At 64.1% G+C, this 23,209-nt stretch carries 21 protein-coding genes and 1 riboswitch; of the genes, 7 read left to right on the top strand and 14 right to left on the bottom strand.

Translation table 11 applies throughout. The features are described from left to right. Window positions 1-93 precede the first annotated feature (93 nt). Window positions 94-1,323 carry a lipopolysaccharide biosynthesis protein gene (locus EYS42_RS10775; RefSeq protein ID WP_130968168.1) on the top strand — a complete coding sequence of 410 codons (1,230 nt, stop codon included), beginning with the start codon at window positions 94-96 and terminating at the stop codon, window positions 1,321-1,323. Here EYS42_RS10775 and EYS42_RS10770 read toward each other — a convergent pair. From EYS42_RS10770 to rfbB, 5 genes are read right to left on the bottom strand one after another with little or no spacing between them, the layout of a single operon-like run. After that, window positions 1,309-2,487 carry a glycosyltransferase gene (locus EYS42_RS10770; RefSeq protein WP_245503606.1) on the bottom strand — a complete coding sequence of 393 codons (1,179 nt, stop codon included), beginning with the start codon at window positions 2,485-2,487 and terminating at the stop codon, window positions 1,309-1,311. The genes EYS42_RS10775 and EYS42_RS10770 overlap by 15 nt on opposite strands. Before the next feature lie 12 nt (window positions 2,488-2,499). Next, the gene (gene rfbC, locus EYS42_RS10765) at window positions 2,500-3,063 is read right to left on the bottom strand and encodes a dTDP-4-dehydrorhamnose 3,5-epimerase (protein ID WP_130968167.1); all 564 of its coding nucleotides are present in this window, start codon (window positions 3,061-3,063) and stop codon (window positions 2,500-2,502) included. A 7-nt stretch (window positions 3,064-3,070) separates the two neighbouring features. Further along, window positions 3,071-3,961 carry a glucose-1-phosphate thymidylyltransferase RfbA gene (gene rfbA, locus EYS42_RS10760; RefSeq protein ID WP_130968166.1) on the bottom strand — a complete coding sequence of 297 codons (891 nt, stop codon included), beginning with the start codon at window positions 3,959-3,961 and terminating at the stop codon, window positions 3,071-3,073. A 4-nt stretch (window positions 3,962-3,965) separates the two neighbouring features. After that, a complete protein-coding gene (gene rfbD, locus EYS42_RS10755; protein ID WP_130968165.1) occupies window positions 3,966-4,850 on the bottom strand; it encodes a dTDP-4-dehydrorhamnose reductase in 885 nt (294 codons plus the stop codon). Between the two features lie 8 nt (window positions 4,851-4,858). Then, window positions 4,859-5,944 carry a dTDP-glucose 4,6-dehydratase gene (rfbB, locus tag EYS42_RS10750; RefSeq protein WP_130968164.1) on the bottom strand — a complete coding sequence of 362 codons (1,086 nt, stop codon included), beginning with the start codon at window positions 5,942-5,944 and terminating at the stop codon, window positions 4,859-4,861. A gap of 214 nt (window positions 5,945-6,158) precedes the next feature. Here rfbB and EYS42_RS10745 point away from each other — a divergent pair, with 214 nt between their 5' ends. Further along, window positions 6,159-7,262 (top strand): nucleotidyltransferase family protein, encoded by a 1,104-nt coding sequence (locus EYS42_RS10745; protein WP_130968163.1) that lies wholly within the window; start codon window positions 6,159-6,161, stop codon window positions 7,260-7,262. 40 nt (window positions 7,263-7,302) lie between these two features. Here EYS42_RS10745 and EYS42_RS10740 read toward each other — a convergent pair whose 3' ends face one another. After that, the gene (locus tag EYS42_RS10740; RefSeq protein WP_130968162.1) at window positions 7,303-7,941 is read right to left on the bottom strand and encodes an NTP transferase domain-containing protein; all 639 of its coding nucleotides are present in this window, start codon (window positions 7,939-7,941) and stop codon (window positions 7,303-7,305) included. A 198-nt stretch (window positions 7,942-8,139) separates the two neighbouring features. Here EYS42_RS10740 and pdxH point away from each other — a divergent pair, with 198 nt between their 5' ends. Further along, the gene (gene pdxH, locus EYS42_RS10735; protein ID WP_130968161.1) at window positions 8,140-8,787 is read left to right on the top strand and encodes a pyridoxamine 5'-phosphate oxidase; all 648 of its coding nucleotides are present in this window, start codon (window positions 8,140-8,142) and stop codon (window positions 8,785-8,787) included. A gap of 64 nt (window positions 8,788-8,851) precedes the next feature. On the opposite strand, the gene msrA is transcribed toward pdxH, so the two are convergent. Both msrA and EYS42_RS10725 read right to left on the bottom strand, forming a co-directional pair. Further along, window positions 8,852-9,421 carry a peptide-methionine (S)-S-oxide reductase MsrA gene (gene msrA, locus EYS42_RS10730; RefSeq protein WP_130968160.1) on the bottom strand — a complete coding sequence of 190 codons (570 nt, stop codon included), beginning with the start codon at window positions 9,419-9,421 and terminating at the stop codon, window positions 8,852-8,854. Window positions 9,422-9,707: 286 nt separating this feature from the next. Further along, on the bottom strand, window positions 9,708-11,300 hold the full coding sequence (locus EYS42_RS10725; protein WP_130968159.1) for a UbiD family decarboxylase: 1,593 nt from the start codon (window positions 11,298-11,300) through the stop codon (window positions 9,708-9,710). 289 nt (window positions 11,301-11,589) lie between these two features. On the opposite strand from EYS42_RS10725, the gene EYS42_RS10720 reads away from it, so the two are divergent. From EYS42_RS10720 to nrdR, 3 genes are all read left to right on the top strand, one after another. After that, window positions 11,590-12,576, top strand: coding sequence for a lytic transglycosylase domain-containing protein (locus EYS42_RS10720; RefSeq protein ID WP_130968158.1), 987 nt, complete (start codon window positions 11,590-11,592; stop codon window positions 12,574-12,576). Window positions 12,577-12,641: 65 nt separating this feature from the next. Then, window positions 12,642-12,769: riboswitch (ZMP/ZTP riboswitch) on the top strand. Window positions 12,770-12,860: 91 nt separating this feature from the next. After that, window positions 12,861-14,111, top strand: a complete 1,251-nt coding sequence (gene glyA, locus EYS42_RS10715; RefSeq protein WP_130968157.1) for a serine hydroxymethyltransferase — start codon at window positions 12,861-12,863, stop codon at window positions 14,109-14,111. A 133-nt stretch (window positions 14,112-14,244) separates the two neighbouring features. After that, window positions 14,245-14,700: a transcriptional regulator NrdR gene (gene nrdR, locus EYS42_RS10710; RefSeq protein WP_130968156.1), complete on the top strand. Its 456-nt coding sequence runs from the start codon at window positions 14,245-14,247 to the stop codon at window positions 14,698-14,700. 31 nt (window positions 14,701-14,731) lie between these two features. Here the strand turns inward: nrdR and EYS42_RS10705 are convergent, their stop codons facing one another. The 6 genes from EYS42_RS10705 to EYS42_RS10685 form a co-directional block, all read right to left on the bottom strand. Continuing rightward, entirely contained in the window at window positions 14,732-15,181 is a 450-nt protein-coding gene (locus EYS42_RS10705; protein WP_130968155.1) for a type IV pilin protein, read from the bottom strand. Between the two features lies 1 nt (window position 15,182). Next, a complete protein-coding gene (locus EYS42_RS10700; protein WP_165456724.1) occupies window positions 15,183-18,719 on the bottom strand; it encodes a pilus assembly protein in 3,537 nt (1,178 codons plus the stop codon). 425 nt (window positions 18,720-19,144) lie between these two features. Then, the gene (locus tag EYS42_RS17080; RefSeq protein WP_165456723.1) at window positions 19,145-19,738 is read right to left on the bottom strand and encodes a pilus assembly PilX family protein; all 594 of its coding nucleotides are present in this window, start codon (window positions 19,736-19,738) and stop codon (window positions 19,145-19,147) included. 6 nt (window positions 19,739-19,744) lie between these two features. Further along, complete coding sequence (locus tag EYS42_RS10695) at window positions 19,745-20,794, bottom strand: PilW family protein (protein ID WP_130968153.1); 1,050 nt, start codon at window positions 20,792-20,794, stop codon at window positions 19,745-19,747. A gap of 4 nt (window positions 20,795-20,798) precedes the next feature. After that, a complete protein-coding gene (pilV, locus tag EYS42_RS10690) occupies window positions 20,799-21,386 on the bottom strand; it encodes a type IV pilus modification protein PilV (protein ID WP_130968152.1) in 588 nt (195 codons plus the stop codon). An 11-nt stretch (window positions 21,387-21,397) separates the two neighbouring features. Then, a complete protein-coding gene (locus tag EYS42_RS10685; RefSeq protein WP_130968464.1) occupies window positions 21,398-21,958 on the bottom strand; it encodes a GspH/FimT family pseudopilin in 561 nt (186 codons plus the stop codon). 114 nt (window positions 21,959-22,072) lie between these two features. On the opposite strand from EYS42_RS10685, the gene ribD reads away from it, so the two are divergent. Continuing rightward, window positions 22,073-23,194, top strand: coding sequence for a bifunctional diaminohydroxyphosphoribosylaminopyrimidine deaminase/5-amino-6-(5-phosphoribosylamino)uracil reductase RibD (ribD, locus tag EYS42_RS10680; protein ID WP_130968151.1), 1,122 nt, complete (start codon window positions 22,073-22,075; stop codon window positions 23,192-23,194). Window positions 23,195-23,209: the final 15 nt, after the last annotated feature.

Raw genomic sequence — 23,209 nt, 5'->3', positions numbered from 1 at the left:
CAGGATCTCATGACGCTTCCAGCATCGTCCGAAGTCGGGGCGACACGTCAGCGGATACGCCGAGTGTTTTCGATTGGCTTGCTCAACAACGTGATGTCGTTGTTGATCAGTTTTCTCATTCCGCCCTTGTTTGTGTCAGCGCTGGGCACCGAACGGTACGGCCAGTGGCTTTACCTGTTTTCGATTCCCACGTCGCTGGTCATGCTGGACATGGGGATCTCATCAGCCTTCTCCACAGAGATCTATCGCCATCATGTCGAGGGCCGTGTTGAGCAGGCTGCGCGTTTGCTGCGCACAGGCTGCCGCGTGGTGGTGGCGCTGATGTTGCTGGTCCTGGTGTTGTCGGCATCGCTGATTGCCTGGCACCATGCCACGCAAGGAGACCTGGAGTTTCATGCCACCTTGTTTGTACTGTGCCTGTACATCATCCTGGGTTTTCCTTCAGAGTTGCTGGTGGCCAGTTTCAAGATCGCTGGCCGCTTCGACCAGAACCAATGGTTGTATCTGGCCGCCCGCATTCTGGAGCTGATGCTGCTGTTGGCCTTGATCCGAACCAATCAGTTCGTCTGGATGGCCGGCGGGCTGGTGGCGGCACGTGTGCTCATGATGCTGGCTCTGGCGGTGCAAGCCCGACGTTTGACGCCCACACTGTTTCGTGGGCACTGGCGCGACCGTGAGCCATTCAAGCACCTGTGGCTGCCATCCGTGACGCATGCCTTGAGCCCGCTCATCATTTTTGTGTCCATGCAGGTGCCTCTGCTGATCCTGGCGCCGACGGCTGGTCTGACCGCGGTGGTGGCGTACTCGACCATTCGCACCTTGGCCAGGCTTCCTTTGCAGCTGAGCTCTCAAATGAGCTATTCGCTGTTCACCGAGTACACCCGGATGGCCGCCAACGGTCAGCATGGGTTGATTGAACGGCTGTATCGCAAGGGACAGTGGGCGATCATCGGCCTGTTTTCCCTGGCAGCCGTGGGCGGCTGGTGGCTCGGCGAGCCCTTCCTGAACTGGTGGGTGAAGCAGACTGTGATCGGCTTTCACTGGATCTTTGTGTGTCTCGTGCTGGAAGCCTTGTTCGAATCCATGATGCGCCACCGTGTGTGCCTGAGTTCTTCCAACAACCGTCACGCCTTTGATGCGATGTTTCAGTTGATGGTGGTGGGCTTTGCCGTGTGCGGCTTGTACATCACGGGTCAAAGCACCGGTGAGTTGGTCTGGATGGTGATGGCTTCGGCAGGTGTGACCCTGTCGGGCCTGCTCATCCTGTTGTGGCGTGATCGCCGACTGGATCTGTCGCAGATGCTGGGGTCAGGCGCGCGCTGAAAGCGCATCCAGCAAGGACTTTGCTGCCGCTTCGATGTGGAAGCGTTGCTGAAACAAAGCGACGGCGCGATCGCCCATTTGAGCGCGCTCCGTGGAGGTGCTTTGGGCCCATTGGCCCAGCCCGGCCGCGACGCTGCCAATGTCGTCGTCCACCATCCAGCCGGCCTGCGCAGCATCGATTTCACGCCAGATGTTGACTTGCCGGCTGATCAGAACAGGTTTTGCGCAGGCCAATGCTTCGACCACCGATATCCCGAAGTTCTCTTGATGCGACGCAAGGACGAAGGCGTCTGAACAGCGATAGGCCCCCCATTTTTCGTCACCCGAGAGCATGCCGGTCCAGACCACTTGGCTTGCAATGCCCAGGTCGACGGCCAGAGCCTTCATGGCTTGCCCGTAGGCGTCATCGGCGGGCCCGGCCATCACCAACTGGCTGCAGGCCAGGGCTTGCGGGTGGGTGCGTGCCACCTGTGCCCAGGCCTTCAACAGCAGATCCACCCCCTTCTTTTCATGCACGCGCCCCAGAAACAGCAGCCGTCTGGTGCCCTGTGCAGCAGGAAAGCGCGTCTCAAATGCCAAGGCCTGTTGGCGTGCCTCTGCTGGTGGCGGGGCCGTGCCGAAACTCACCACTTGATCATGGGTGCTGTACAGGCAGAAAGATTGCGCTGCGAGTCGGGCTTCTTGCTCGCAGGTGAACAACACGCCATTCGCGTCGCGCAGCACGCGGTACTCCCCCCATGGCCAGAACAGCCACTTTTTGAGGTGCTTGAAGGGGTAGGTGCGCTTGAACCAGGGGTCGAGCATGCCATGCGGATAGACAAAGTACGGTGTCCGGTGCCGACGCAGGCCCTGCCTGACGCCGACGCCGTGGTACTGCCACAAGCCATGCACGATCACCGCATCAAATCGGGATGCATTGCCCTCGATCCACCGTTGGTATCGCGGCGAAAACCCGAAATTGCCCAACAGCCCTGGGCCCAATGCGTGGCATTGGATGGGCGATTGATGGACCCATGGTGCCTCTGGTGGGTCCAGACTGGCCAGTTCGATGTGGTGACCTTGTCGCTGGTGAACTGCCGAGAGTTGTCGCACGGCCTCGATCGGCCCACCCGTTGCAGGATTGATCGAGCCGATGCAATGCAGCAATGACAGTCTGGAGGTCATGACCGCAGGGGTTCAGAACAGATCCGCTGATTTCACGCCCGGCGCTTGCGCATCCTTCGGTGCGAGCTTGGGCTCGCCGCCAAAAGCCGGCCATTCGATGCCGATGTCGGGGTCATTCCAGACGATGCTGCGCTCGCACTCTTTGGCGTAGTAATCGGTGGTCTTGTACAGGAAGTGCGTGTCGTCTTCCATGGACACGAAGCCGTGCGCAAAGCCTTCTGGGATCCACAGCTGGCGATGGTTGCTGGCCGTGAGCTCCACACCCACCCATTGACCGAAAGTGGGTGAGTCCTTGCGGATGTCGACGGCGACATCGAAGGCGCGGCCCTTGACCACGCGCACCAGCTTGCCTTGCGGGTGCGGGGGCAACTGGTAGTGCAGGCCGCGCAGCACCCCAGCCTGGCTGCACGAATGGTTGTCCTGCACGAACGGGCGTGGCACCGGCAGGCCCAGGGCCTGCAGTTGGGCATGGAACCGAGCCTCGTTGAAGCTTTCCATGAACCAGCCGCGGTCGTCACCGAACACGCTGGGCTCGACGATCACGACGTCGGGGATGGCGGTTTGAATCAGTTTCATGCGGGCCTCAGAAGATCTTTTCCTTGATGACCTTCATCAGGTACTGGCCGTAGCCGTTCTTGAGCATGGGCTTGGCCAGTTTCTCGACCTGCTCGGCGCCGATCCAGCCCGAGCGGTAGGCGATCTCTTCCAGGCAAGCCACTTTCAGCCCCTGACGCTTTTCCAGCGTGGCGATGAACTGGCCGGCTTCCAGCAGGCTGTCGTGGGTGCCGGTGTCCAGCCAGGCGTAGCCGCGGCCCATGATCTCGACGCTGAGCTGGCCCTGTTGCAGGTAGCGAGCGTTCACGTCGGTGATCTCCAGCTCGCCGCGTGGGCTGGGCTGGATGCTGGCGGCGATGTCGCAGACCTGCTCGTCGTAGAAGTACAGGCCGGTGACCGCGTAGTTGCTCTTGGGCTGGGCAGGCTTTTCTTCGATGCTCAGCGCCCGTTGCTCCGCGTCGAAGTCGACCACGCCATAGCGCTCGGGGTCATGCACGTGGTAGGCGAACACGCTGGCGCCATCGGTGCGTGCATCGGCGTTGTGCAGCAGTTGCTGGAAGTTGTGGCCGTAGTAGATGTTGTCACCCAGCACCAGCGCCGAGGGGTTGTTGCCCACGTGCTGCTTGCCGAGGATGAAGGCTTGCGCCAGGCCGTCGGGGCTGGGCTGCACGCAGTAGCTCAGGTTCAGGCCCCATTGGCTGCCATCGCCCAGCAGGGCCTGAAAGCGCGGCGTGTCTTGCGGGGTGCTGATCACCAGGATGTCCTGGATGCCGGCCAGCATCAGGGTGCTGAGCGGGTAATACACCATGGGCTTGTCGTACACCGGCAGCAGCTGCTTGCTGATGGCCAGGGTGGCGGGGTGCAGCCGGGTGCCGGAGCCCCCGGCCAGGATGATGCCCTTGCGGCGCTTGGTGCTCATGGTGTCAGACTCCCAGGTGCTCGGTCAGCATGCGTTCGACGCCCGCTTGCCAGTGCGGCAGGCGCAGGCCGAAGGCGGCTTGAAGTTTGTTGGTGTTCAGGCGCGAGTTCAGTGGGCGCCTGGCCGGCGTCGGGTACTCGGTGGTGGGCACTGGCGCGATCGCGTCAGGCGCCACCTTCACCGCCACGCCGCGGGCGCGTGCCCATTCGATGACAAAGCGGGCGTAGTCGAACCAGGTGGTTTCGCCGCCAGCCACCAGGTGGTACAGGCCGCTGACTTCGGGGCGTTGCTGTGCGGTGCGCAGGGCGTGGGCCGTGATGTCGGCCAGCAGGTCAGCGCCGGTGGGTGCGCCCACCTGGTCGTTGATCACCTTCAGGGCCTCGCGTTCTGCGGCCAGCTTCAGCATGGTCTTGGCGAAGTTGCCGCCACGTGCGCCAAACACCCAGCTGGTGCGGAAGATCAGGTGCTGGCAGCCGCTGGCCGTGATGGCCTGCTCGCCTTCCAGCTTGGTCTGGCCGTACACGCTCAAGGGGGCCACAGGCGCGTCTTCGGTGCGGGCGGTGCTGCCTGAGCCGTCGAACACGTAGTCGGTGCTGTAGTGCACCAGCCAGCTGCCTTGCTCGGCTGCCACGGCGGCCAGCGCCGCGGGGGTGGTGGCGTTGATCAGGCGCACCAGGTCGGGCTCGCTTTCGGCCTTGTCCACGGCGGTGTGGGCTGCGGCATTGACGATCACGTCGGCGCGTGTGTCGCGGGCCAGGGCCGCCACCTGGTCGGGGCGGGTGAAGTCAGCGGTGTCGAGGTCATGGGCGATGAGCTCGCCCAGAGGGGCCAGGGCGCGTTGCAGCTCCCAGCCCACCTGGCCGCCCTTGCCCAGCAGCAGGATCTTCATGCGGTGCCTCAGCCTTGACGGCCCTCGTAGTTGCGGGAGATCCAGTCGCGGTAGGCGCCCGAGCGCACGGTGTCGATCCACTCGGTGTTCTCGAGGTACCAGCGCACGGTGTGGTCGATGCCGGTTTCGAAGGTCTGCGCGGGGCGCCAGCCGATGTCACGCTGCACCTTGGTCGGGTCGATCGCGTAGCGGCGGTCGTGGCCCGGGCGGTCGGTCACGTAGGTGATCTGACTTTCGTACTTGGCGCCATCGGCGCGAGGGCGCAGTTCATCGAGCTTGCGGCAGATGGTGGTCACCACATCGATGTTCTTGATCTCGTTGATGCCGCCGATGTTGTAGGTCTCGCCCAGGGTGCCCTTTTCCAGCACCTGGCAGATGGCCTCGCAGTGGTCGCGCACGTACAGCCAGTCGCGGATGTTCAGACCGTCGCCGTAGACGGGCAGGGGCTTGCCGTCCAGCGCGTTCAGGATCATCAGCGGGATCAGCTTTTCAGGAAAGTGGTACGGGCCGTAGTTGTTGCTGCAGTTGGTGGTCAGCACCGGCAGGCCATAGGTGTGGTGGTAGGCGCGCACCAGGTGGTCGCTGCCCGCCTTGCTGGCCGAGTAGGGGCTGTTGGGCTGGTAGGCCGTGGTTTCGCTGAAGGCCGGGTCGGTGTCGGACAGCGAGCCATACACCTCGTCGGTCGAGACGTGGTGGAAGCGGAAGGCGGCCTTGTCGGCGGTCTCCATGGCGCCCCAGTAGGCGCGCACTTCTTCCAGCAGGGTGAAGGTGCCGACCATGTTGGTCTGGATGAATTCGCCAGGGCCGTGGATGGAGCGGTCCACATGGCTTTCAGCGGCGAAGTGCAGCACGGCGCGGGGCTTGTGCGTGGCCAGTGCGTTGCGCACGGCATCGCGGTCGCAGATGTCGGCGTGCACCAGGATGGCGTCACCGCTGGCGATCTGGGCCTGGATGGTGGCCGGGTTGCCTGCGTAGGTCAGCTTGTCGAACACCACGACCTGCTCGCGAGGCAGGCCCAGGCGCTCACGGCGCTCGAACCAGTGGTGAACGAAGTTGCCGCCGATGAAGCCGGCGCCTCCAGTGATCAGAATCATGATGTGATCGGCCAATGCTGAATACCAACCAATTATCGGTTGTTTCCCCGCGTGGGGCCCCCCTGAATCCAGGGCGCAGTGGGTTGTTGTATCTCGCCCATTGGTGGCATGCTGACTGACCGATACGTGTACAAACAGGACTGAGCGCGTGGGTCATGCGGCTTGCGCATCGCCGTCTGGCGAGTCTTCATTCTGATTTTGAGTTGAGATTGACATGGCAAAAGCAATGATCCTGGCGGCCGGACAAGGCACACGGGTGCGTCCTCTGACCAAAAACATTCCCAAGCCGATGGTGCCCATCCTGGGCAAGCCGGTCATGGAGTACCTGATCGAGCATCTGGCCCGCTACGGGATCAAAGAGATCATGGTCAATGTGGCGTTCAATCATTGGAAGATTGAGAACTACTTTGGCGATGGTCACCGCTGGGGTGTTGAGATCGGCTACTCCTACGAAGGGGCGCGTGAACACGGCGAGATCATGCCCAAGCCGGTGGGGTCTGCCGGCGGCATGAAGAAGATCCAGGACTTCAGCGGCTTCTTTGACGAGACCACCCTGGTGCTGTGTGGCGACGCCATCATCGATCTGGACATCAAGGCAGCGCTTTTCGAGCACAAGTCCAAGAAGGCCATGGCCTCGGTGGTGACGCTGGAAGTGCCCGAGGACGAAGTCAAGAACTACGGCATCGTGGTGGCGGACAAGACCGGACGCATCACCTCCTTTCAGGAAAAGCCCAAGCCGCACGAGGCGCTGTCGCGTTACGCGTCCACCGGCATTTACATCTTCGAGCCGGAGGTTCTGGAACTGGTGCCTTCGGGTGTCGAATTTGACATTGGCAGCCAGCTGTTTCCGATGCTTGCCGAGCGCGGCATGCCGTTTTATGCGCAGACCCGCCACTTCAACTGGATCGACATTGGCCGCGTGGCGGATTACTGGGCTGTGAGCCTGCGCGTGCTGCGTGGTGAGGTGGCACAGATGGACATGCCAGGCACGGAAGTGCGCCCGGGGGTGTGGGTCGGCTTGAACACCCGTATCGACTGGGACACGGTCAACATCGAGGGGCCGGTGTACATCGGTTCGGGTACTTGCATTGAACCGGGTGTGACCATCGAAGGACCGGCCTGGCTGGGGCATGGCTGCCTGCTGCGCAAGAACAGTCGCCTGAAGCACAGCGTGCTGTTCGACTACACCCGCCTGAGTGAAGGCGCCACGTTGGAAGATGTCGTGGCGTCCCCCCAGTACTGCGTCGACAAGAACGGCAAAACCACCTACCAGGGTGATGAAACCACCCCATTGCGATGGGGTGATGCCAGGGCTTGACCCTGCAGTCTGGTGCCCCGAAGGCCCAGGCTGACCGGCTTCAAAGTGGCAGCGCGCTCAGGCCGCTGCGCACCAGGGAGCCCATGGCCGGGCCTGTGAGTTGGGCCCGCAATTGGTTCAGGCCGGTGTGCGCGTCCATGGTCATGAGCACGCCCGCATCGTCGACATCGATGTCCATGCCGGGGTAGCGAGCTGTGAGCCGCCGCAGGTCCTGGTCGGAGCGCACCCGGATCAGCTCACTGTGCAACTCGGCAGACAAACCGACCGGCAGGCCGCGCAAATGGCGGTGGCACGGGAACACCATGGTGGCAGCTTTCAGGCCGGCGGCCACCGCGTGCAGTGTGTCCAGGCGCAGCATGGGCATGTCGATGGGCAGGAGCACCCAGCCAGGGCTGTCGCCGCGTTCGATGACGGCCTTGGCCACACCCTGAGCCAGCCAGTCGCTGGCGCACTGCTGTGCATTGGGGGGCTCTTGAAGCAAGATGTCTTGCCCCGGTAGCAGTCGTGCAGCGACTTCTGCTTGTGCAGGGGTGGCCACCAGCACGCGGGGCAACTGACTGGACAGCACCCTGCGCAGCGCCGTGTCCAGCACGCTGTAGTGACCGATGGCCTGGCGGTCGTCCGCGCGCCAGTGCATTTCCGGGTCGGCCAGCAGGATGACGGTGGGCTGATCGCTCATGGGGCTCCCAAACGAGGAAGCACCATTTTGAGGCGGGCTTGCTGCGCTGCACCACCGCACAAGCCCCTAAGGGTGATCCCCTGTTACCAGATGTAATCGGGTGGCTGGCGTGGCTTGGGTCACGGTGGCAGCCGTGTGCCTGACGCGGGCTTGACACGGGGCATGGACGCTGCACCAGGGGTGGCGGATACTGCGCACATGGACAACCAAGCACACGAACTGGCGCAGATGCGCCGCAGCTACGAACAGGCTGCCCTTGATGAAACCCATGTGGCCCCCACCCCCCTGGCCCAGTTCCAGAAATGGTTCGACGAGGCCGTGCACGCCCGCGTGCTGGAGGCCAATGCCATGACACTGTCGACGGTGGGGGCACAGGGGCGCCCGTCGTCGCGTGTGGTGCTGCTCAAGGGGCTGGATGAGCGAGGCCTGTGCTGGTACACCAATTACGACAGCCGCAAAGGCCTGGAGCTGGCCGCCAACCCCTTTGCCTGCCTGCAGTTTTTCTGGCCTGAACTGGAGCGGGTGGTGCGCGTGGAAGGGCGTGTCGAGCGCCTGAGCGATGACGAGTCGGACAGCTACTACCGCACCCGCCCGCTGGGCTCGCGCATTGGCGCCTGGGCCTCGCCGCAAAGTCAGGTGATCGCCACCCGGCAAGTGCTGGAAGTGAACTGGGAGGCCGAACAGGCCCGTCAGGGCACCGACCCGGTGCGGCCGGCCAACTGGGGTGGTTTCCGCCTGACGCCTGACCGCTGGGAGTTCTGGCAAGGCCGACCCAGCCGTCTGCATGACCGCCTGGTGTTCACGCAGGCTGGTGCAGGGTGGGCTTTGTCGCGCCTGGCGCCCTGAGACTGCAGCGCCTGAAAGGCTTCATGAGGTGCCTGTGAAGTGCACACGCGGGGGGGCGCGCAGCTCAGCCTTGCTGGCTGAGGTCCAGCGCGGGGAAGGCTTTTTGGAACTTGCCCACTTTGGGCGCCACGACGAAGGCGCAGTAACCCGCGTGCGGGTTGTGTTCGAAGTAGGCCTGGTGATAGGCCTCGGCCGGATGGTAGTTCTGCAGCGGCGCCAGTTCGGTGACGATGGGCTGGGTGTAGCGGCCACTGTCCCGTTGTGCCTGCACCCAGTCCCTGACCTCGGCCTCTTGCGTCGGTGTATGCCAGTAGATGCCTGACCGGTACTGGGTGCCCACGTCGTTGCCCTGGCGGTTCAGCGTGGTCGGGTCGTGCACCGTGAAGAAGATCTCCAGCACCTGCTGCAGGCTCAGCACGGCCGGGTCGAACTGAACCTGGACCACTTCGGCATGGCCCGTCTGACCGCCGCAGACTGCTTCGTAGCTGGGGTGGGGGGCATGTCCGTTGGAATAGCCCGATTCCACATGGCGCACGCCCCGGGTGCGGCGGAACACGGCGTCAATGCACCAGAAGCAGCCACCGGCCAGGGTGATGGTGCTCGATGCGTGGTCAGGCGTGTGGGTGTCGGGCATGTGAACCTCGGGCGTTGGGGGGACGTCATGATCATGGCATGGCGCATGTGCCGCTGCACGTGCCCGAGGAGAGCCCCTGAAAAGCGAAGCCCCCGGACGAAGCCGGGGGCCGGGTGGCTTCAAGCCACCGAAGGAAAGGGCAAGGGGAGGTGTTGCCTCTTTCCCTGACGCAGCGACTGCGTCAGTGGGGGTGCCTGCTGTGCAGGTGACTTCAATCTACGCCGAAGCGGGGGCCGTGGCAAGGCCCCATCGAAGGCCTCGACCGCGCCGCAGGTTCAAAGCCAGCTCAGTTGCGGATTCCTGCGCGTTCCAGCACCTGCAGCACCCGGTCGGTCACGGCCTGCGGCATGGTGATGGTGCGGCCCCATTCGCGGTCGGTCTCGCCAGGCCATTTGTTGGTGGCGTCCAGGCCCATCTTGCCGCCCAGCCCGCTGACCGGCGAGGCGAAGTCCAGGTAGTCGATCGGGGTGTTGTCCACCAGGGTGGTGTCGCGCACCGGGTCCATGCGGGTGGTGATGGCCCAGATCACTTCCTGCCAGTCGCGGATGTTCACGTCGTCGTCGACGATGACGATGAACTTGGTGTACATGAACTGGCGCAAGAAGCTCCACAGGCCGAACATCAGGCGCTTGCTGTGCCCTGCGTAGGCCTTCTTCATGCTGATGATGGCCATGCGGTAACTGCAGCCTTCGGGCGGCAGGTAGAAGTCGACGATCTCGGGGAATTGCTTCTGCAGGATCGGCACGAACACTTCATTGAGCGCCACGCCCAGCACGGCGGGCTCGTCGGGCGGCTTGCCAGTGTAGGTGGAGTGGTAAATGGGGTTCTCGCGGTGGGTGAGTCGGTTCACCTCGAACACCGGGAACCAGTCCTGCTCGTTGTAATAGCCGGTGTGGTCGCCGTAAGGGCCTTCCAGTGCGTGCAGGTAGCCGTTGCGCTCCATCAGGGGCACGCCGTGCTCGCTGGTGCCGGTGTAGCCCTTGGGGGCCGTGGGGATGTGCCCTTCCAGCACGAACTCGGCCGAGGCCGGCACCTGCAGCATTTCGCCACGTTCGCCCACGGCGGTGTGGACCACCTCGGTGCGACTGCCTCGCAGCAGCCCGGCGAACTGGTATTCGCTCAAGGAGTCGGGCACGGGTGTGACGGCACCCAGGATGGTGGCCGGGTCGGCCCCGAAGGCCACGGCAATGGGGAAGGGCTGGCCGGGATTGGCCAGGGCGAACTCCCGGAAATCGAGCGCACCACCACGGTGGGCGAGCCAGCGCATGATCACCTGACGTTTGCTGATCAGCTGCTGGCGGTAGATGCCCAGGTTCTGGCGGCGGCGCGGGTTGGGCACACCCTGGGGGCCGCGCGTGACCACCAGACCCCAGGTCAGCAGCGGGGCCGCGTCGCCGGGCCAGCACCACTGCACGGGAATGTCTGTCAGGTCGATGTCGCTGCCCTCGCGCACCACGGCCTGGCAGGGCGCACGGCCCACGGTGCTGGGCTTCATGTCCCACAGGGCCTTGGCCATCTGCAGCAGCTTGCCGGCGTCTTTCAGGCCACGGGGCGGTTCGGGCTCCTTCAGGCTGGCCAGCACGCGGCCGATGTCGCGCAATTCGCTCACGTCGTCGGCGCCCATGCCCAGGGCCACGCGCCGAGGCGTGCCGAACAAGTTGGCCAGCACCGGAAATTTGTAACGTTTTGCGTTACTTTGTGAGCCGTCTGCGGGCGTGTTCACCGGCTGCTCGAACCACAGGGCTGGACCGCCAGCGCGCAGCACCCGGTCGGCCAGGGCCGTCATTTCCAGACGGACAGACACCGGTTCCTGGATCCGACGCAGTTCACCCTGGCGTTCCAGACCGTTCACAAAGTCACGCAAGTCACGGTATTTCATAGAATAAAAGTTATAAGAGATCGATCTCTTATGCTTGACTGGTTATTTCGGGGCTGCCTAGAATCCGCGCTCGAATCGCTCCAGGGCCTTTTCCTGGGGTAAACCCTGCGCCCTGTTCAAGGGCGCGACGCTGCCAGCGAGGGACAGGTGCCGGGTCGACCGCCACCTGCTCGCGCTGATTATCACTGTTGCCCCTGCAACCCCTGCTCACAAGGTGTGGGTTGCCCTGGTGATGCCGACCACCCGTCGAGCCTCGACCAGCCCGGGCCGCAGACGAGAAAGGAGAACCATGACAGCGTTCAAGCAATGGGACACCTGGCGCCAGACCGGCGCCGACGTCGCAAGAGGTGTCCGCCATGTGAGTCATCATGCCCTGGCCGTGGTCGGTCTGGGCGCGGTGCTGACCGCCGTGTTCCTCAGCACACGGCCCGAGTTGCGACATCAACTGGAAACCGATGCCCTGGCCTGGTTGTCCGACCGCGCCCTGGCGCGCCTGGCACCGCAAGGCGGTGCCGACACGGCCCGAGACGAGAACTTCCTGCTGGCCATGGCCGAGCCGGACGCCATCCAGCGCGCCACCGCCGCCGACGTGTCGGAGCTCAACCGTCAGCAGCAGTTGGTGGTGCAGTGGATCTCTCGCCGCTACAGCGTGGCGCAGGAGCCCATTTCGCGCCTGGTGCAAGAAGCCTGGAGCGTCGGCAAGGCCGCCGGTGTCGAGCCCACCTTGATCCTGGCCATCATGGCCATGGAGTCGAGCTTCAACCCCTTTGCGCAGAGCCATGTGGGTGCGCAAGGCCTGATGCAGGTCATGACCGGCATCCACCGCGACAAGTACGAAGCCTTCGGTGGCAAGCGTGCGGCCTTTGACCCGGTGACCAACCTGCGTGTGGGCGTGCAGGTGCTCAAAGAGTGCATCACCCGCGCGGGCAGTCTGGAAGAAGGGCTGAAGTATTACGTGGGGGCGGCCAACCTGGCCCATGACGGTGGTTACGCCAACCGCGTGCTGACCGAGCAGCGTTACCTGCTCAGCGTGGCAGCGGGCCGCCACGTGCCCACCAACGCCACCCTGCCGCCGCCGGGGGCCGTGATCGAGGCGGCGGCCACGCAGGTGGTGCCTTCCGTGCCCACGGCTTACCAGCCAGACGCTGCGGCGTCCGGGGCTCAGCGGGCTGCGCCGGCGGTCTCGCCGGCCCCCTCGGCCAGCGAAGCGCCCGTCAATGCCCACCGTGGCGCCCCCGAGCGGGTGGCCGCCGAGCAGATCGCCCTGGCGAACTGACGCCAAGAGCCCCCGAGAACGCGGCGGCCATGCTGCACGCTTTCCGGGGCTTGGGTACAATCCGAGATTCGCTGCGCGACTGGCGATAGATGGTGGGCTTGCCCTGCCTGAGGTGGTGAACCACCGGGAAGCGCAGCCCCGTTCGGGCCAAGGGTGGCCTGTGCGGGAACCGCCGTTCGCCTGGGCAGCCCTCTGAAGTGGTTCAGCACGTGCCGCGCACCTTGTGGTGGCGCACGCGGGTTGCCACGCGGTGGGTCTTCAACCTTGAAGAGGACTGCCAAGTCATGTTTGACCGCGCCCAGCACACCATTGCCCAAGTCGATCCCGAGCTGTTCGCCGCCATCCAGGCCGAGAACACCCGTCAGGAAGACCACATCGAACTGATCGCCTCCGAGAACTACACCTCGCCGGCCGTCATGGAAGCCCAGGGCTCCCAGCTGACCAACAAGTACGCCGAAGGCTACCCTGGCAAGCGTTACTACGGCGGTTGCGAGCACGTGGACGTGGTCGAGCAACTGGCCATTGACCGACTCAAGCAGCTGTTCGGCGCCGAGTTCGCCAACGTGCAGCCCAATTCGGGTTCCCAAGCCAACCAGGCCGTGTTCTTCGGCCTGCTGCAGCCCGGCGACACCATCATGGGCCTGAGCCTGGCCGAAGGCGGCCACCTGACCCACGGCATGCCCCTGAACATGTCGGGCAAGTGGTTCAAGGTGGTGTCCTACGGCCTGAACGCGCAGGAAGACATCGACTACGACGCCATGGAAGCCCTGGCCCGTGAGCACAAGCCCAAGCTGATCATCGCCGGCGCTTCGGCCTTCGCCCTGCGCATCGACTTCGAGCGCTTTGCACGCATTGCCAAGGAAATCGGCGCCTACTTCATGGTGGACATGGCCCACTACGCTGGCCTGATCGCCGCGGGCGTGTACCCCAACCCGGTGCCCCATGCCGACGTGGTCACCTCGACCACCCACAAGAGCCTGCGTGGCCCGCGTGGCGGCATCATCCTGATGCGCTCGGAAGAGATCGCCAAGAAGATCAACTCGGCCATCTTCCCCGGTATCCAGGGCGGCCCCCTGATGCACGTGATCGCCGGCAAGGCCGTGGCCTTCAAGGAAGCCCTGAGCCCCGAGTTCAAGGCCTACCAGCAGCAAGTGGTGAAGAACGCCGCCGCCCTGGCTGATACCCTCACGAAGCGCGGCCTGCGCATCGTGTCGGGCCGCACCGAAAGCCACGTGATGCTGGTGGACCTGCGCCCCAAGAACCTGACCGGCAAGGAAGCCGAGGCCATCCTGGGTGCCGCACACATCACCTGCAACAAGAACGGCATCCCCAATGACCCGCAAAAGCCGATGGTGACCAGCGGTATTCGCCTGGGCTCGCCGGCCATGACCACCCGTGGCTTCAAGGAAGAGCAGGCCGTGGCCGTGGGCAACCTGATCGCCGACGTGCTGGACAACCCGCACGACGAGGCCACCATCGCCCGCGTGCGCGAGCAGGTGTCGGCGCTGACCCGTCAGTTCCCGGTCTACCGTTGATTCCCACGTGAACGCGTGATGCAATCGAACCCGGCATGGGCGCCCGCCCTGCCGGGTTTTTTTCTGCCAGTGCCGTTGCCTGCATGCAGGCTGCGTGCCTTGAACACACCGCGACCCTTCAGAGAGCTCCACCATGCGCTGCCCGTTTTGCGGACACCCTGACACCCAGGTGGTCGAAACGCGTGATTCCGACGAAGGCGATTCGACCCGCCGCCGCCGCAAATGCGCGGCCTGCGACAAGCGCTTCACCACCTACGAGCGCGCCGAAATCGAATTGCCGTCGATCGTCAAGCGAGACGGACGCCGCACCGACTACGACCGCGCCAAGCTGAAGTCGTCATTGATGCTGGCCTTGCGCAAGCGACCCGTGGGCGCAGAGGCCGTGGAAACGGCCATCGAAGCCATCGAAGGCAAGCTGCGGCAGTCGGGTGACAAGGAAGTGTCGTCCACCCAGCTGGGCGAGTGGGTCATGAAGGAGCTGCGCAAGCTCGACAAGGTGGCCTATGTGCGCTTTGCTTCGGTGTACCGCAGCTTTGATGACGTGACCGAGTTCGTGGCCGCGGTCAAGGAAAGCGGCAAGAAAAGCTGAGCCCGGGGCAGGCCCCGGAGCTGTTCGAGGATCACTTCCAGCAATCGGCCAAGGCCTGTCCGGTCGCTGAGCCGCCTTTGGCGCCCCGTTGCCCGGTGGACGTGAGGGACAGCACCCCGCATTTGTCTTGGGTCATGCTGCCACCAGCGGCAGGCGTGGCTTGCAAGGCGAAGGTCGAAACCGTCGCATTGGTGACCGTGATCTGGTACTCCGCTTTGCCCTGCGCGGGCGACTGCAACAGGTTGTTCGGCAGGTTGGCTCCGATGTACGTGTTGTTAGCCGCGAAGTAGCGCTGCATGTACTGCTGGGCCGCCAGCAGCAGGTTGCGAGCGTCGGCCCGCCGGGCGTTCTCGGCATGCTTCTGGTAGCTCGGCAGGGCCACGGCCGTCAGCACGGCAATGATCAGCGTCACGATCACCAGCTCGATCAGAGTGAAGCCCCGTTGGCGGCCAGCTGACTGGGTGAAAGGGTGGTGTGTCATGTCACTGCGGGAAGTTGATGATCTGGCGCCAGTTGCGGCGCACGAAGTTGGACGGCAGCGTGACGTCAATCGTGTTGCTGCCGCCCGTGCAGGTCGGGCAATTGCCGCCACCAGAGATCACCACGCCCTCGCCCCCATTCGGTTTGCGCGAGTAGGTCACCTTGGGGTTGCCACGGAATGGGCGCTTGTAGGCGGAGACGATGGTGCGGGTCGCGTTGGCGTCGGTGGAGTTGAGCACGATGGTGCCGCCGGTCAGTGGGTCGAGCACCAGGATGTAACTGGTTGCCGAGGCCGAGTCGCAGCGATCTTCTTGTTTGAGGTCGACGGTGCCCATGATCAAGGCGTCCGGCAGCAGCTGCGGTGAGAACAAGGCTCTCGGTCGCGGCAGGCTGGTCGAGCCTGAAACAGGGATCTCCAGGTTCAGGTACCAGCCGTCCTGGGTCAGGTCGACGGTGGGCACCTTCTTGATGGTCCAGGTGTCGGTCGACCCGCTGATGATTTCGAACTCCCGCTTGAGAAGTTTGGACTGCACAGGTTGAACCGTGGCCAGCGAACTGCCGCCCACCTTGGTGCGGTCGCGCACTGCAAACAGGGTCTGCAGGCTCGTATTGGCTGGATCGTTTTCGTTTTCGGGGGTGCTGGCGTCGTCTGTGTCTGAATAGAGCTTGCCTGTGCCAAACACCACCAGCAGGCCACCCTTCGGATGCGACAGGTAAGTGGGGGCTGCGGTGATGGGCTGCGGTGTGGTGGCCTCGAACAGGGGCTTGCCACCCAGTCCTACCTTCCAATCTGATGGATTGGCGCTTTCCATGTCAAAGCGCCACATCTTGCCTTTCAGATCACCTGCATAGGCGCCCACGATGGTGCGGTTGATGTCGGTGATCAAGCTCACGCCGCCCAGTCCATTGCGCAACTCGTCGCTGGCCTTCAGTGTGGTGACCAGATTGCCGGTGGCCAGATCGACCACGAACAGGTAAGCCTTGGCGCCGTCGGTGTGCGTGCTGTCTGGCCCATTGCCGAACACGGCCACCCATTGGCCGCTGCGCGTGACGCCTGTGGCCACGGGTTGTGTCACGTGGCCCAGTTTGGCCAGGTCGTTGCTGGCGGCCGTGCTGCTGGTGGCCGAAAGCTCCCACATCAGGTTGGTGGCTGACATCTGGTCGGGAGAGGTCGTGTTGACCCGCAGGGCAAACACGGTTCTGGCACCAGCACCCGTCGAGCCCAGCACCATGTTCTGCCATGAGCCGTTCAGGTATGCATCAGATTCGACCAATGGGCCGTCCACGTAGAAGCGATGGGCTTTGCTCGGGTCGGTGCTCTTGCCGTACTCCAGGTCCGCCAGACGAGCCATGTTCCCCAGCACACTGGACGGCACATAAGCCAGCACCTCATCGGATCTACCAGTCTTGGGGTCGGTGAAGGCGTGGAGCATGCCGTCATTGGCGCCTGCAAAGAGCAAGCCTTGTGAGCGCTTGCCTTTGCTGGCCATGTACTCACGGTAAGTGGTGTTGCCGGATGCCTTGCCGTTGATCTTGTCGGGCAAGAACTGGTAGTTCAGGTCCAGCGCATCTCGGACCAACAGGGGCGTACTGTTGACAATGTCCCCCAGCGGGGCAGGTGTGGTCGTGCTGAAAGGTGCCTGACAAGGCGCATCACCTGTGGTGCCTCGGCAGCGCAGCGACGGCACCTGAGCGCCTTCTTCGCTGCGATCACCTCGCAGGTAGTTGATGAGCTTGTTGGCATCGGTGCTGTTGCGGGTGCCCACCAAGGTGTTGCGCATGGCAGTGCTCAGTCCGGCGCCATCCACACCGAACGTGGTGGGCGTCCGGGTTTCCGGGTTCCACGTGATGATGTTGCGCGTCGCCGCTGGACGGACGGCTTCGCTGGCCTTCCAGGCCACTGTGGTGCCCGTGCCAGCGCTGCCGATGTTGTAGGCGATGATGTCGCCGAACCACGAAGACGGGTTGTAAGACGGGATGTAGCTGCGGCTGTTGCTGTCGAGCACGATGCCGGACACGGCCACGCCGCTGTCGGTGGGCACTGAGGCGGCCACCGACTGCAGGAAGCTCTTGATGGCTGATTCAAAGTCAGCCGGGTTGCGAGTGGTCAAGAACCGACCTCGGCCATTGCGCGCCGCATGGAAGAGGTCATCCACCATCTTTTCGTCGCCGCCGTTGACATAGCTGTCGTTGTCAGGCTGTGGCCAGACGTTGTTGGCGGGCCAGAGGGTGATGCCGCTGTTGCCGGGCGAGTCTGTGACCGTGGCTGGCAGTGTGCCCTGAACGCCAAGGCTGACGGTGTAGGTGTTCAGGTGTTGCCAGAAGGCGTGGTCCAAAGCGTTTTCATCGGCCTTTTGAATCTCGGCTGCGGTGTCTGTCGGAATGCTGGAGGGCAATGGCACTTTGTTGCGCAGGTCTGGGCGCAGGTCGTTCACCCAGTAGTACATCGCGACATCGGCCAGGGTGTTGGCCCATTTGTCCTGATAGCGTGGCGAATTGGCCGGTGTGTAGGTGTAGGTGCGAACTTGGTCGGGATCGCTGCGCATGGCCATGTCACTGGTGTGCTTGGGCCCTGTGGTGCTGTCCACGTCGGCACGTGCTGCCGCGGTGGTCGCTTGTTCCGAGTTCCAGTAGCCGTCGGTCATGAGCAGGTGGAAGCTCTTTCGGCACGCCAGGTGGTTGGTGTTGGCCGTGGATGTGCTCAGTGGCTTGGGGTCGTCTGCCCAAGGACCGTTGTCGGTGCGGTTCATGAAGTACTGGCCGACATCGTCCATCGCGCGTCGAAGGGGCGTGCCACCCGAGGCCGGAACCTCATACAGCCAGTCAAAGAACGCCTGCCTGTCGGTCGGCTGCAGGGGGTTGGAGAATGACCTGACCCCTCGGATCAATGTGCCGATCGAGTTGTACTGGCTGTTGGCCGTGGTGTTGTTGATGCGCCCGTAACCCAACCGCATGTTGAATTTCTGGGGGGCGAATGCCCGGCTGCTGGCCCCGATGGCCAGCAGGTTGCGGGTTCGGTAGTAGGTGAACCAGTTGGCAAAGTTGGCCAGCTCTTCGGCTTGTGTGCACTTGGTGCTGCTGGCGCAATCGGTCCGGTCTGCACTCTTGCTGCGATTGGGCGGGAATGTGGCGGTGCTGGCGGCGCCGCCGATGTCCACCCAGCCATGACCGATTTCGTAATAGGACGCTGGACTGAAGTAGCGCGTTTCGTAGGTGACCAAATTGGGTGTCAGGAAGGGCACGCCATTGCGGTCATATCCCAGTGTTGCCTCAGCACACCAACCTGTGGTGGGTGAAGAACTGTTCAAAGGGGACAGCGGCGTGACTTCTCTGGGCTTCAGGAACGCCGTGGCTGCGGAGGTGGCGCTGGAGGGCTTGACCAGCTGCAGCGGGTCCACATAAACGTCGAGGGTGCTGGCGGATGTGGTGCCGGGCGTCGAGTTGGCGAACTCGGTGCCATCTGCTTTCATCCACGGGCGATACCGAATGTTCGGGTTGTAGTAAAGCTCATTGCCCGGGTAAGGGCGAGCATTGGTCACGTTGGGTGTCCGAAAATTCACATGGTGAGGCGCGCCGGAGGCGGTCAGCCAAGTGCTGCTGCCTTTTCCCGAGTGCGTGGGCACAACGCAGGTGAAGGTGTCTTGTTTGTTTCTGTCGGGTTCGTTGGGGTGGTTCACTGGGTAAGTGGTTCGCGCCCCGCGGTTCGGCAACGTTTCGCGGCTGCGCAGGTAGTTGACGCGCTCGTCCGGCAGGGCGGACCACGCCATTGAGCCCGAGTCGTCGATGGTGTAAAACACATTGGGGTCGACGGACTCGGCTGGTTTGTTCAGCAGCGGCATCTGGGCTGGCGCGGCCAAGGTGGGCGCCGCAGGCGCCCAAACCATGGAAGCGATCAACAATTGAAGAGTGAGGGTGCGCAAGCGACCCGGGAAATCATGCGGCGTGTTCATGATCACCTCGTGTGTCAGAAGGGAATGTAGAGGGTCGACTGCAGCCACACTTCGCCGCCTTGTGCGGCACCTGGGGTGCGGTCGTAGTTGGGCGAAAAGCCGCGGACGGTCACGCGCACCACACGCACGATGGCGTTGGTGGCGTTGCCCACGTCGCTGTCGATCGAGCGCAGCCTGATCTGCTGCGCCATGCATTGAGGCAACTGATTGAAGTTCCGTGCCACCGCATTGCCACCGTCGATGGCCGCCAGCACCCCGGCAGGCGGCTCGAAGGCGTTGGTGTTCAAGACCCAGTTGGCCTCCGCGCGCCACGTTTCGGTGGTGTCTTCAGCGTTGAGGTCCATGCCTGACTGGCCTGGCGGCGGGGGCAGCACCCGAACACCGGGCTGGTTGCGGATGACCTGGTCTTCGCACCACCGAAGCGTCGCTTCTGCGGCTTGGCTGGCGAGCTGCCCATCACGGATGCTGGAGCCGATCTGGTCACTGGACATCACGAACTTCAGAGTCATGGTGGTGGTGACCCCGATCGCCAGCATCAGGACCAGGGCGATGATGAGCACCACCCCTTCCTGGGGGCGCCTGAATCGTGGGGCAAGGGTGTGGGCCATGATGGGTCAGCGGCAAAGGTCGGGGAATGTGGCGTTGGCATTCGCGCAGGCGGTTGCTCGGTTCCGAAGCGCGACCGTGACGTTCACCGCGCGGTAGCCTCGCCGATCATTGGCATCTGCGGCGGTGGGGTGGCGTACGCCACGGCAATCCTGATAGTCCATGGGCTCTGGCAATGCGTCATTGGGTGTGCTCAGCAGGAGGCACACGTTGACGCTGACCACGCGCTGCCATGACGCGTCGCGGTTGCCAGGGATGAGGTTGTCCACCTGGTCGGCTCGCAGGAACTGCCGAGCTTCAAAAAGCGGGTAGGCGCTTCTGCCTGAGTCTGCCGGGGGTTGGAACAGGGCGGCCACCCCGTAGGTGACCTGCATGTCGACCACATTGGGCAGCAGGGGTTGTGAGGTGGCTTGTGCGCCGAATGCAGCAGCCCCGCCGTTGCCGATGCAGCTCAAGGTGGGCACGCCCGCAACGTTCTGGATGAAAAACCTGTTTTCCACCAGTGTGTAGGGTGCGCCGACCTCAATGGCAGACGGCACGGTGGCCACCACGCCGTTGGCCAGGCAGTCGGTGGGTGCATTGTTAGCTGCGGGCACGGTGTTCGATGCATCTCCCTCGAACAGCACGGTCAGTGCGTCGGGTGCTGAGTCGGCGGCCGGATTCACGCAGCCCTGAGAGATCACGGCTGCGGGTGGGTTGAGGGTCGGGTCCCAGCGCCATGCAGCGGCGTTGGTGTTGGTGTAGCCACCTTCGCAACCCAGCACGGCCGAGCCAACGAAGTTCCTGGACGGTGTTTCCGTGGAGGATGTGATCACCCGGGTCTGGCTGTAGCCCGCCATGCGAAGCTGCCAGCGGATCAGGTTGGCTGCAATGGTGGCGTCTTCGTTGAGTTGAGCCAGCTCGTTGTCCTGGCGGCTGCTCTGGCCGGTCTGGTTCACGGAAAACAGAATGGCACCCAGCACCACCAGGGCAATGGTCATGGCCAGCAGCAGCTCGAGCAGGCTGCGGCCGTGTGGTGCGGGGAGGGCTGGCTTGGTCAGCATCTTGGGTGAGCCCATGGCGTCAGAGCGAAATGGTGTGCATCACGCAGATGCGGCGTGGGGTGAGTTGTGCGACCTGTGCTGGGCAGTTGTCTTCCAGGCCTGCCCAGAGTGCGTCGTCTGGTGCGTTGCCACTTTCGGTCTGTGCGGTCCAGTACACCCAGACCGACATGCTGGTCGTTGGGTTCACGCCCGGCGCAGGGGCGACGTAGGTGGCGAACAGGTTGCCTTCAGGCAGGCGCCGACGAATGGCCTGACGGATCTGGAAGAGGTCTGCCTGCGCGATGGTCGCAGCAGTGCAGGCGACCGCCACGTCCTGGCACAGGGTGGCTGGTCGGGCAGGCTCGGCCGTGCCGGTGTCGTTGAAGTTGTAATTGCCTGCGATGGCCCCTGACGGATTGGCGCGAACCGCTTCTGCGAAAGACTGAAGCAATTCGTTGGCCGCGCCGCGGAATTCGTTGGTGCGCTGAATGCGGCTGCTGTTGGCCTGGATGCCAGCCATGGCGAGCAGCCCGATCGACAGCAGCAGCAGAGCCACCAGCACTTCAATCATGGTCATGCCATTGGGATGCCGAAGGCGAGGGCGAGGGCGAGATGGGAACAAAGCCATGGCTTCAATCTTTAGTTAACGGAGACGCGCCCTACTCGGCTGATCACGATGTTGCGATTTGCCGACCCTGCATCAGTTGCCGATACGCCGTAGGGAAGGACATTCAGTGTGATGTTGGGCACTGGGTTGCCCTGCACGGGCAGGCCATCTGGCCGGAAAGTCAGAAAGTAAAGCGCAGTCGGTGTGAGGTCGATGGCGTTCGACGTTGGGGCCTCGACCTTGATCAGGGTGTCGTTCCCGTTGAAGGTGCCGCGCGGCGGCGAGATGTCCTCAAAGAGGATCCAGCCTGTGTTCCAGTTGCCGTTGCCCGCAGCGCAAGAGGCCGCTGCTGCATCGGGAGTGTTACTGCGACACACGGTGACCTGTCGGCCGCGTTTGAGCGCCTCGATGCGCGCCAGCTTGAAAGAAGACGCCAGGGCTTGGGTGGCCGCTTCCACACGCTTCGTGCGCAGCAGGGTTCTGAAATTGGGGATGGCGATGGCGATCAACACGGCGCTGATGACCACGGTGATCATCAACTCGACCAAGGTGAACCCGCGTTGAAGCGGTGGGCGGTGCGGCAAAGGTCTCATGTTGTCATTATTTGGGGCTTCGGTGTGCGGCGGGCGGCTCGGGCGACGGACGGTCGCCAGATGCCGACCAATGGTGGCGGGTCGGGAGGCTGACAACACGGCGACAATCAGGGCATGAGTTTCGCCCCCATGTCCATGGCGGTGGCTTTGGCCCACCGCGCGATTGCCTTGTCCGACCCCAACCCGCGGGTGGGCTGCGTGATCACGGCCCCCGACGGTCAGGTGCTGGGCCAGGGGCACACCCAGCAGGCGGGTGGGCCCCATGCCGAGGTGATGGCCCTGCGCGATGCCCAGGCCCGGGGGCTGAGCGTGAAGGGGGCCACCGCCTGGGTGACCCTGGAGCCCTGCGCCCACCACGGCCGCACCCCGCCCTGTGCCGATGCCCTGGTGCGCGAGGGGCTGGCTCGGGTGGTCGTGGCCCTGCACGACCCCAACCCGCTGGTGGCCGGGCAGGGCACGGCCCGTCTTCGCGCGGCAGGCATCGAGGTGGTCGAGTTGCCGCCCGATGCGCCCGAAGCCGTGGCCGCCCGCGAGCTGAACATCGGCTTCTTGTCTCGCATGGTGAGAAAGCGCCCCTGGGTGCGCGTGAAGATGGCGGCTTCGCTCGACGGCCGCACCGCGCTGCCCGACGGTCGCAGCCAATGGATCACGCAGGAAGCGGCCCGGCTGGACGGCCACGACTGGCGCGCCCGTGCCACGGCGGTGCTGACCGGCATCGGCACCGTGCTCGCCGATGACCCTCGGCTGGATGTGCGCAGCCGCGAGGTGCCCCGCCAGCCCCTGCGCGTGGTGATGGACCGCCAGTGGCGCACGCCCTTGCATGCTGCGGTGCTGCGCGAGCCCGAACGCGCCCTGGTGATCGGCCTGCAGGCCGATGCCCTTGCCGAGCCTGAAGCGCATGCCCGCCACACGGCCCTGGCGGCCGCCGGAGTGCCCACCTTGGCCTTGCCGGCCCTGACCTGGCCCGACGTGCTGGCCGCCCTGGCCGAACGCGGGGTGAACGAGCTGCACGTGGAGGCGGGCGCCACGCTCACGGGGTCTTTGATCGCCTCGGGCCTGGCCGACGAATGGCTGGTGTATCTTGCGCCCAAGCTGCTGGGGGCAGGCCGCGGTTTTGCCGACCTTCCTGCACTGGCTGCGCTGGATCAGGCCCCCACCATGGCCTGGCACAGCGTGGCGCTGGTGGGCGCCGACCTGCGCCTGCTGGCGCGCTGCCCCGGTGCAGCCGACTTCTGACCCGGCGCCCCAGCC

Source organism: Aquabacterium lacunae (assembly GCF_004310865.1).
Taxonomy (GTDB): domain Bacteria; phylum Pseudomonadota; class Gammaproteobacteria; order Burkholderiales; family Burkholderiaceae_C; genus Aquabacterium; species Aquabacterium lacunae.
This window is presented reverse-complemented; position numbering and strand designations above follow the sequence as displayed.

What these genes read in the sequence shown, in the direction of transcription:
- EYS42_RS10775 (WP_130968168.1), top strand. Translation starts at nt 94, where the DNA reads ATGTCGTTGTTGATCAGTTTTCTCATTCCGCCCTTGTTTGTGTCAGCG.
- EYS42_RS10770 (WP_245503606.1), bottom strand. Translation starts at nt 2,487, where the DNA reads ATGACCTCCAGACTGTCATTGCTGCATTGCATCGGCTCGATCAATCCT.
- rfbC (WP_130968167.1), bottom strand. Translation starts at nt 3,063, where the DNA reads ATGAAACTGATTCAAACCGCCATCCCCGACGTCGTGATCGTCGAGCCC.
- rfbA (WP_130968166.1), bottom strand. Translation starts at nt 3,961, where the DNA reads ATGAGCACCAAGCGCCGCAAGGGCATCATCCTGGCCGGGGGCTCCGGC.
- rfbD (WP_130968165.1), bottom strand. Translation starts at nt 4,850, where the DNA reads ATGAAGATCCTGCTGCTGGGCAAGGGCGGCCAGGTGGGCTGGGAGCTG.
- rfbB (WP_130968164.1), bottom strand. Translation starts at nt 5,944, where the DNA reads ATGATTCTGATCACTGGAGGCGCCGGCTTCATCGGCGGCAACTTCGTT.
- EYS42_RS10745 (WP_130968163.1), top strand. Translation starts at nt 6,159, where the DNA reads ATGGCAAAAGCAATGATCCTGGCGGCCGGACAAGGCACACGGGTGCGT.
- EYS42_RS10740 (WP_130968162.1), bottom strand. Translation starts at nt 7,941, where the DNA reads ATGAGCGATCAGCCCACCGTCATCCTGCTGGCCGACCCGGAAATGCAC.
- pdxH (WP_130968161.1), top strand. Translation starts at nt 8,140, where the DNA reads ATGGACAACCAAGCACACGAACTGGCGCAGATGCGCCGCAGCTACGAA.
- msrA (WP_130968160.1), bottom strand. Translation starts at nt 9,421, where the DNA reads ATGCCCGACACCCACACGCCTGACCACGCATCGAGCACCATCACCCTG.
- EYS42_RS10725 (WP_130968159.1), bottom strand. Translation starts at nt 11,300, where the DNA reads ATGAAATACCGTGACTTGCGTGACTTTGTGAACGGTCTGGAACGCCAG.
- EYS42_RS10720 (WP_130968158.1), top strand. Translation starts at nt 11,590, where the DNA reads ATGACAGCGTTCAAGCAATGGGACACCTGGCGCCAGACCGGCGCCGAC.
- glyA (WP_130968157.1), top strand. Translation starts at nt 12,861, where the DNA reads ATGTTTGACCGCGCCCAGCACACCATTGCCCAAGTCGATCCCGAGCTG.
- nrdR (WP_130968156.1), top strand. Translation starts at nt 14,245, where the DNA reads ATGCGCTGCCCGTTTTGCGGACACCCTGACACCCAGGTGGTCGAAACG.
- EYS42_RS10705 (WP_130968155.1), bottom strand. Translation starts at nt 15,181, where the DNA reads ATGACACACCACCCTTTCACCCAGTCAGCTGGCCGCCAACGGGGCTTC.
- EYS42_RS17080 (WP_165456723.1), bottom strand. Translation starts at nt 19,738, where the DNA reads ATGGCCCACACCCTTGCCCCACGATTCAGGCGCCCCCAGGAAGGGGTG.
- EYS42_RS10695 (WP_130968153.1), bottom strand. Translation starts at nt 20,794, where the DNA reads ATGGGCTCACCCAAGATGCTGACCAAGCCAGCCCTCCCCGCACCACAC.
- pilV (WP_130968152.1), bottom strand. Translation starts at nt 21,386, where the DNA reads ATGGCTTTGTTCCCATCTCGCCCTCGCCCTCGCCTTCGGCATCCCAAT.
- EYS42_RS10685 (WP_130968464.1), bottom strand. Translation starts at nt 21,958, where the DNA reads ATGAGACCTTTGCCGCACCGCCCACCGCTTCAACGCGGGTTCACCTTG.
- ribD (WP_130968151.1), top strand. Translation starts at nt 22,073, where the DNA reads ATGAGTTTCGCCCCCATGTCCATGGCGGTGGCTTTGGCCCACCGCGCG.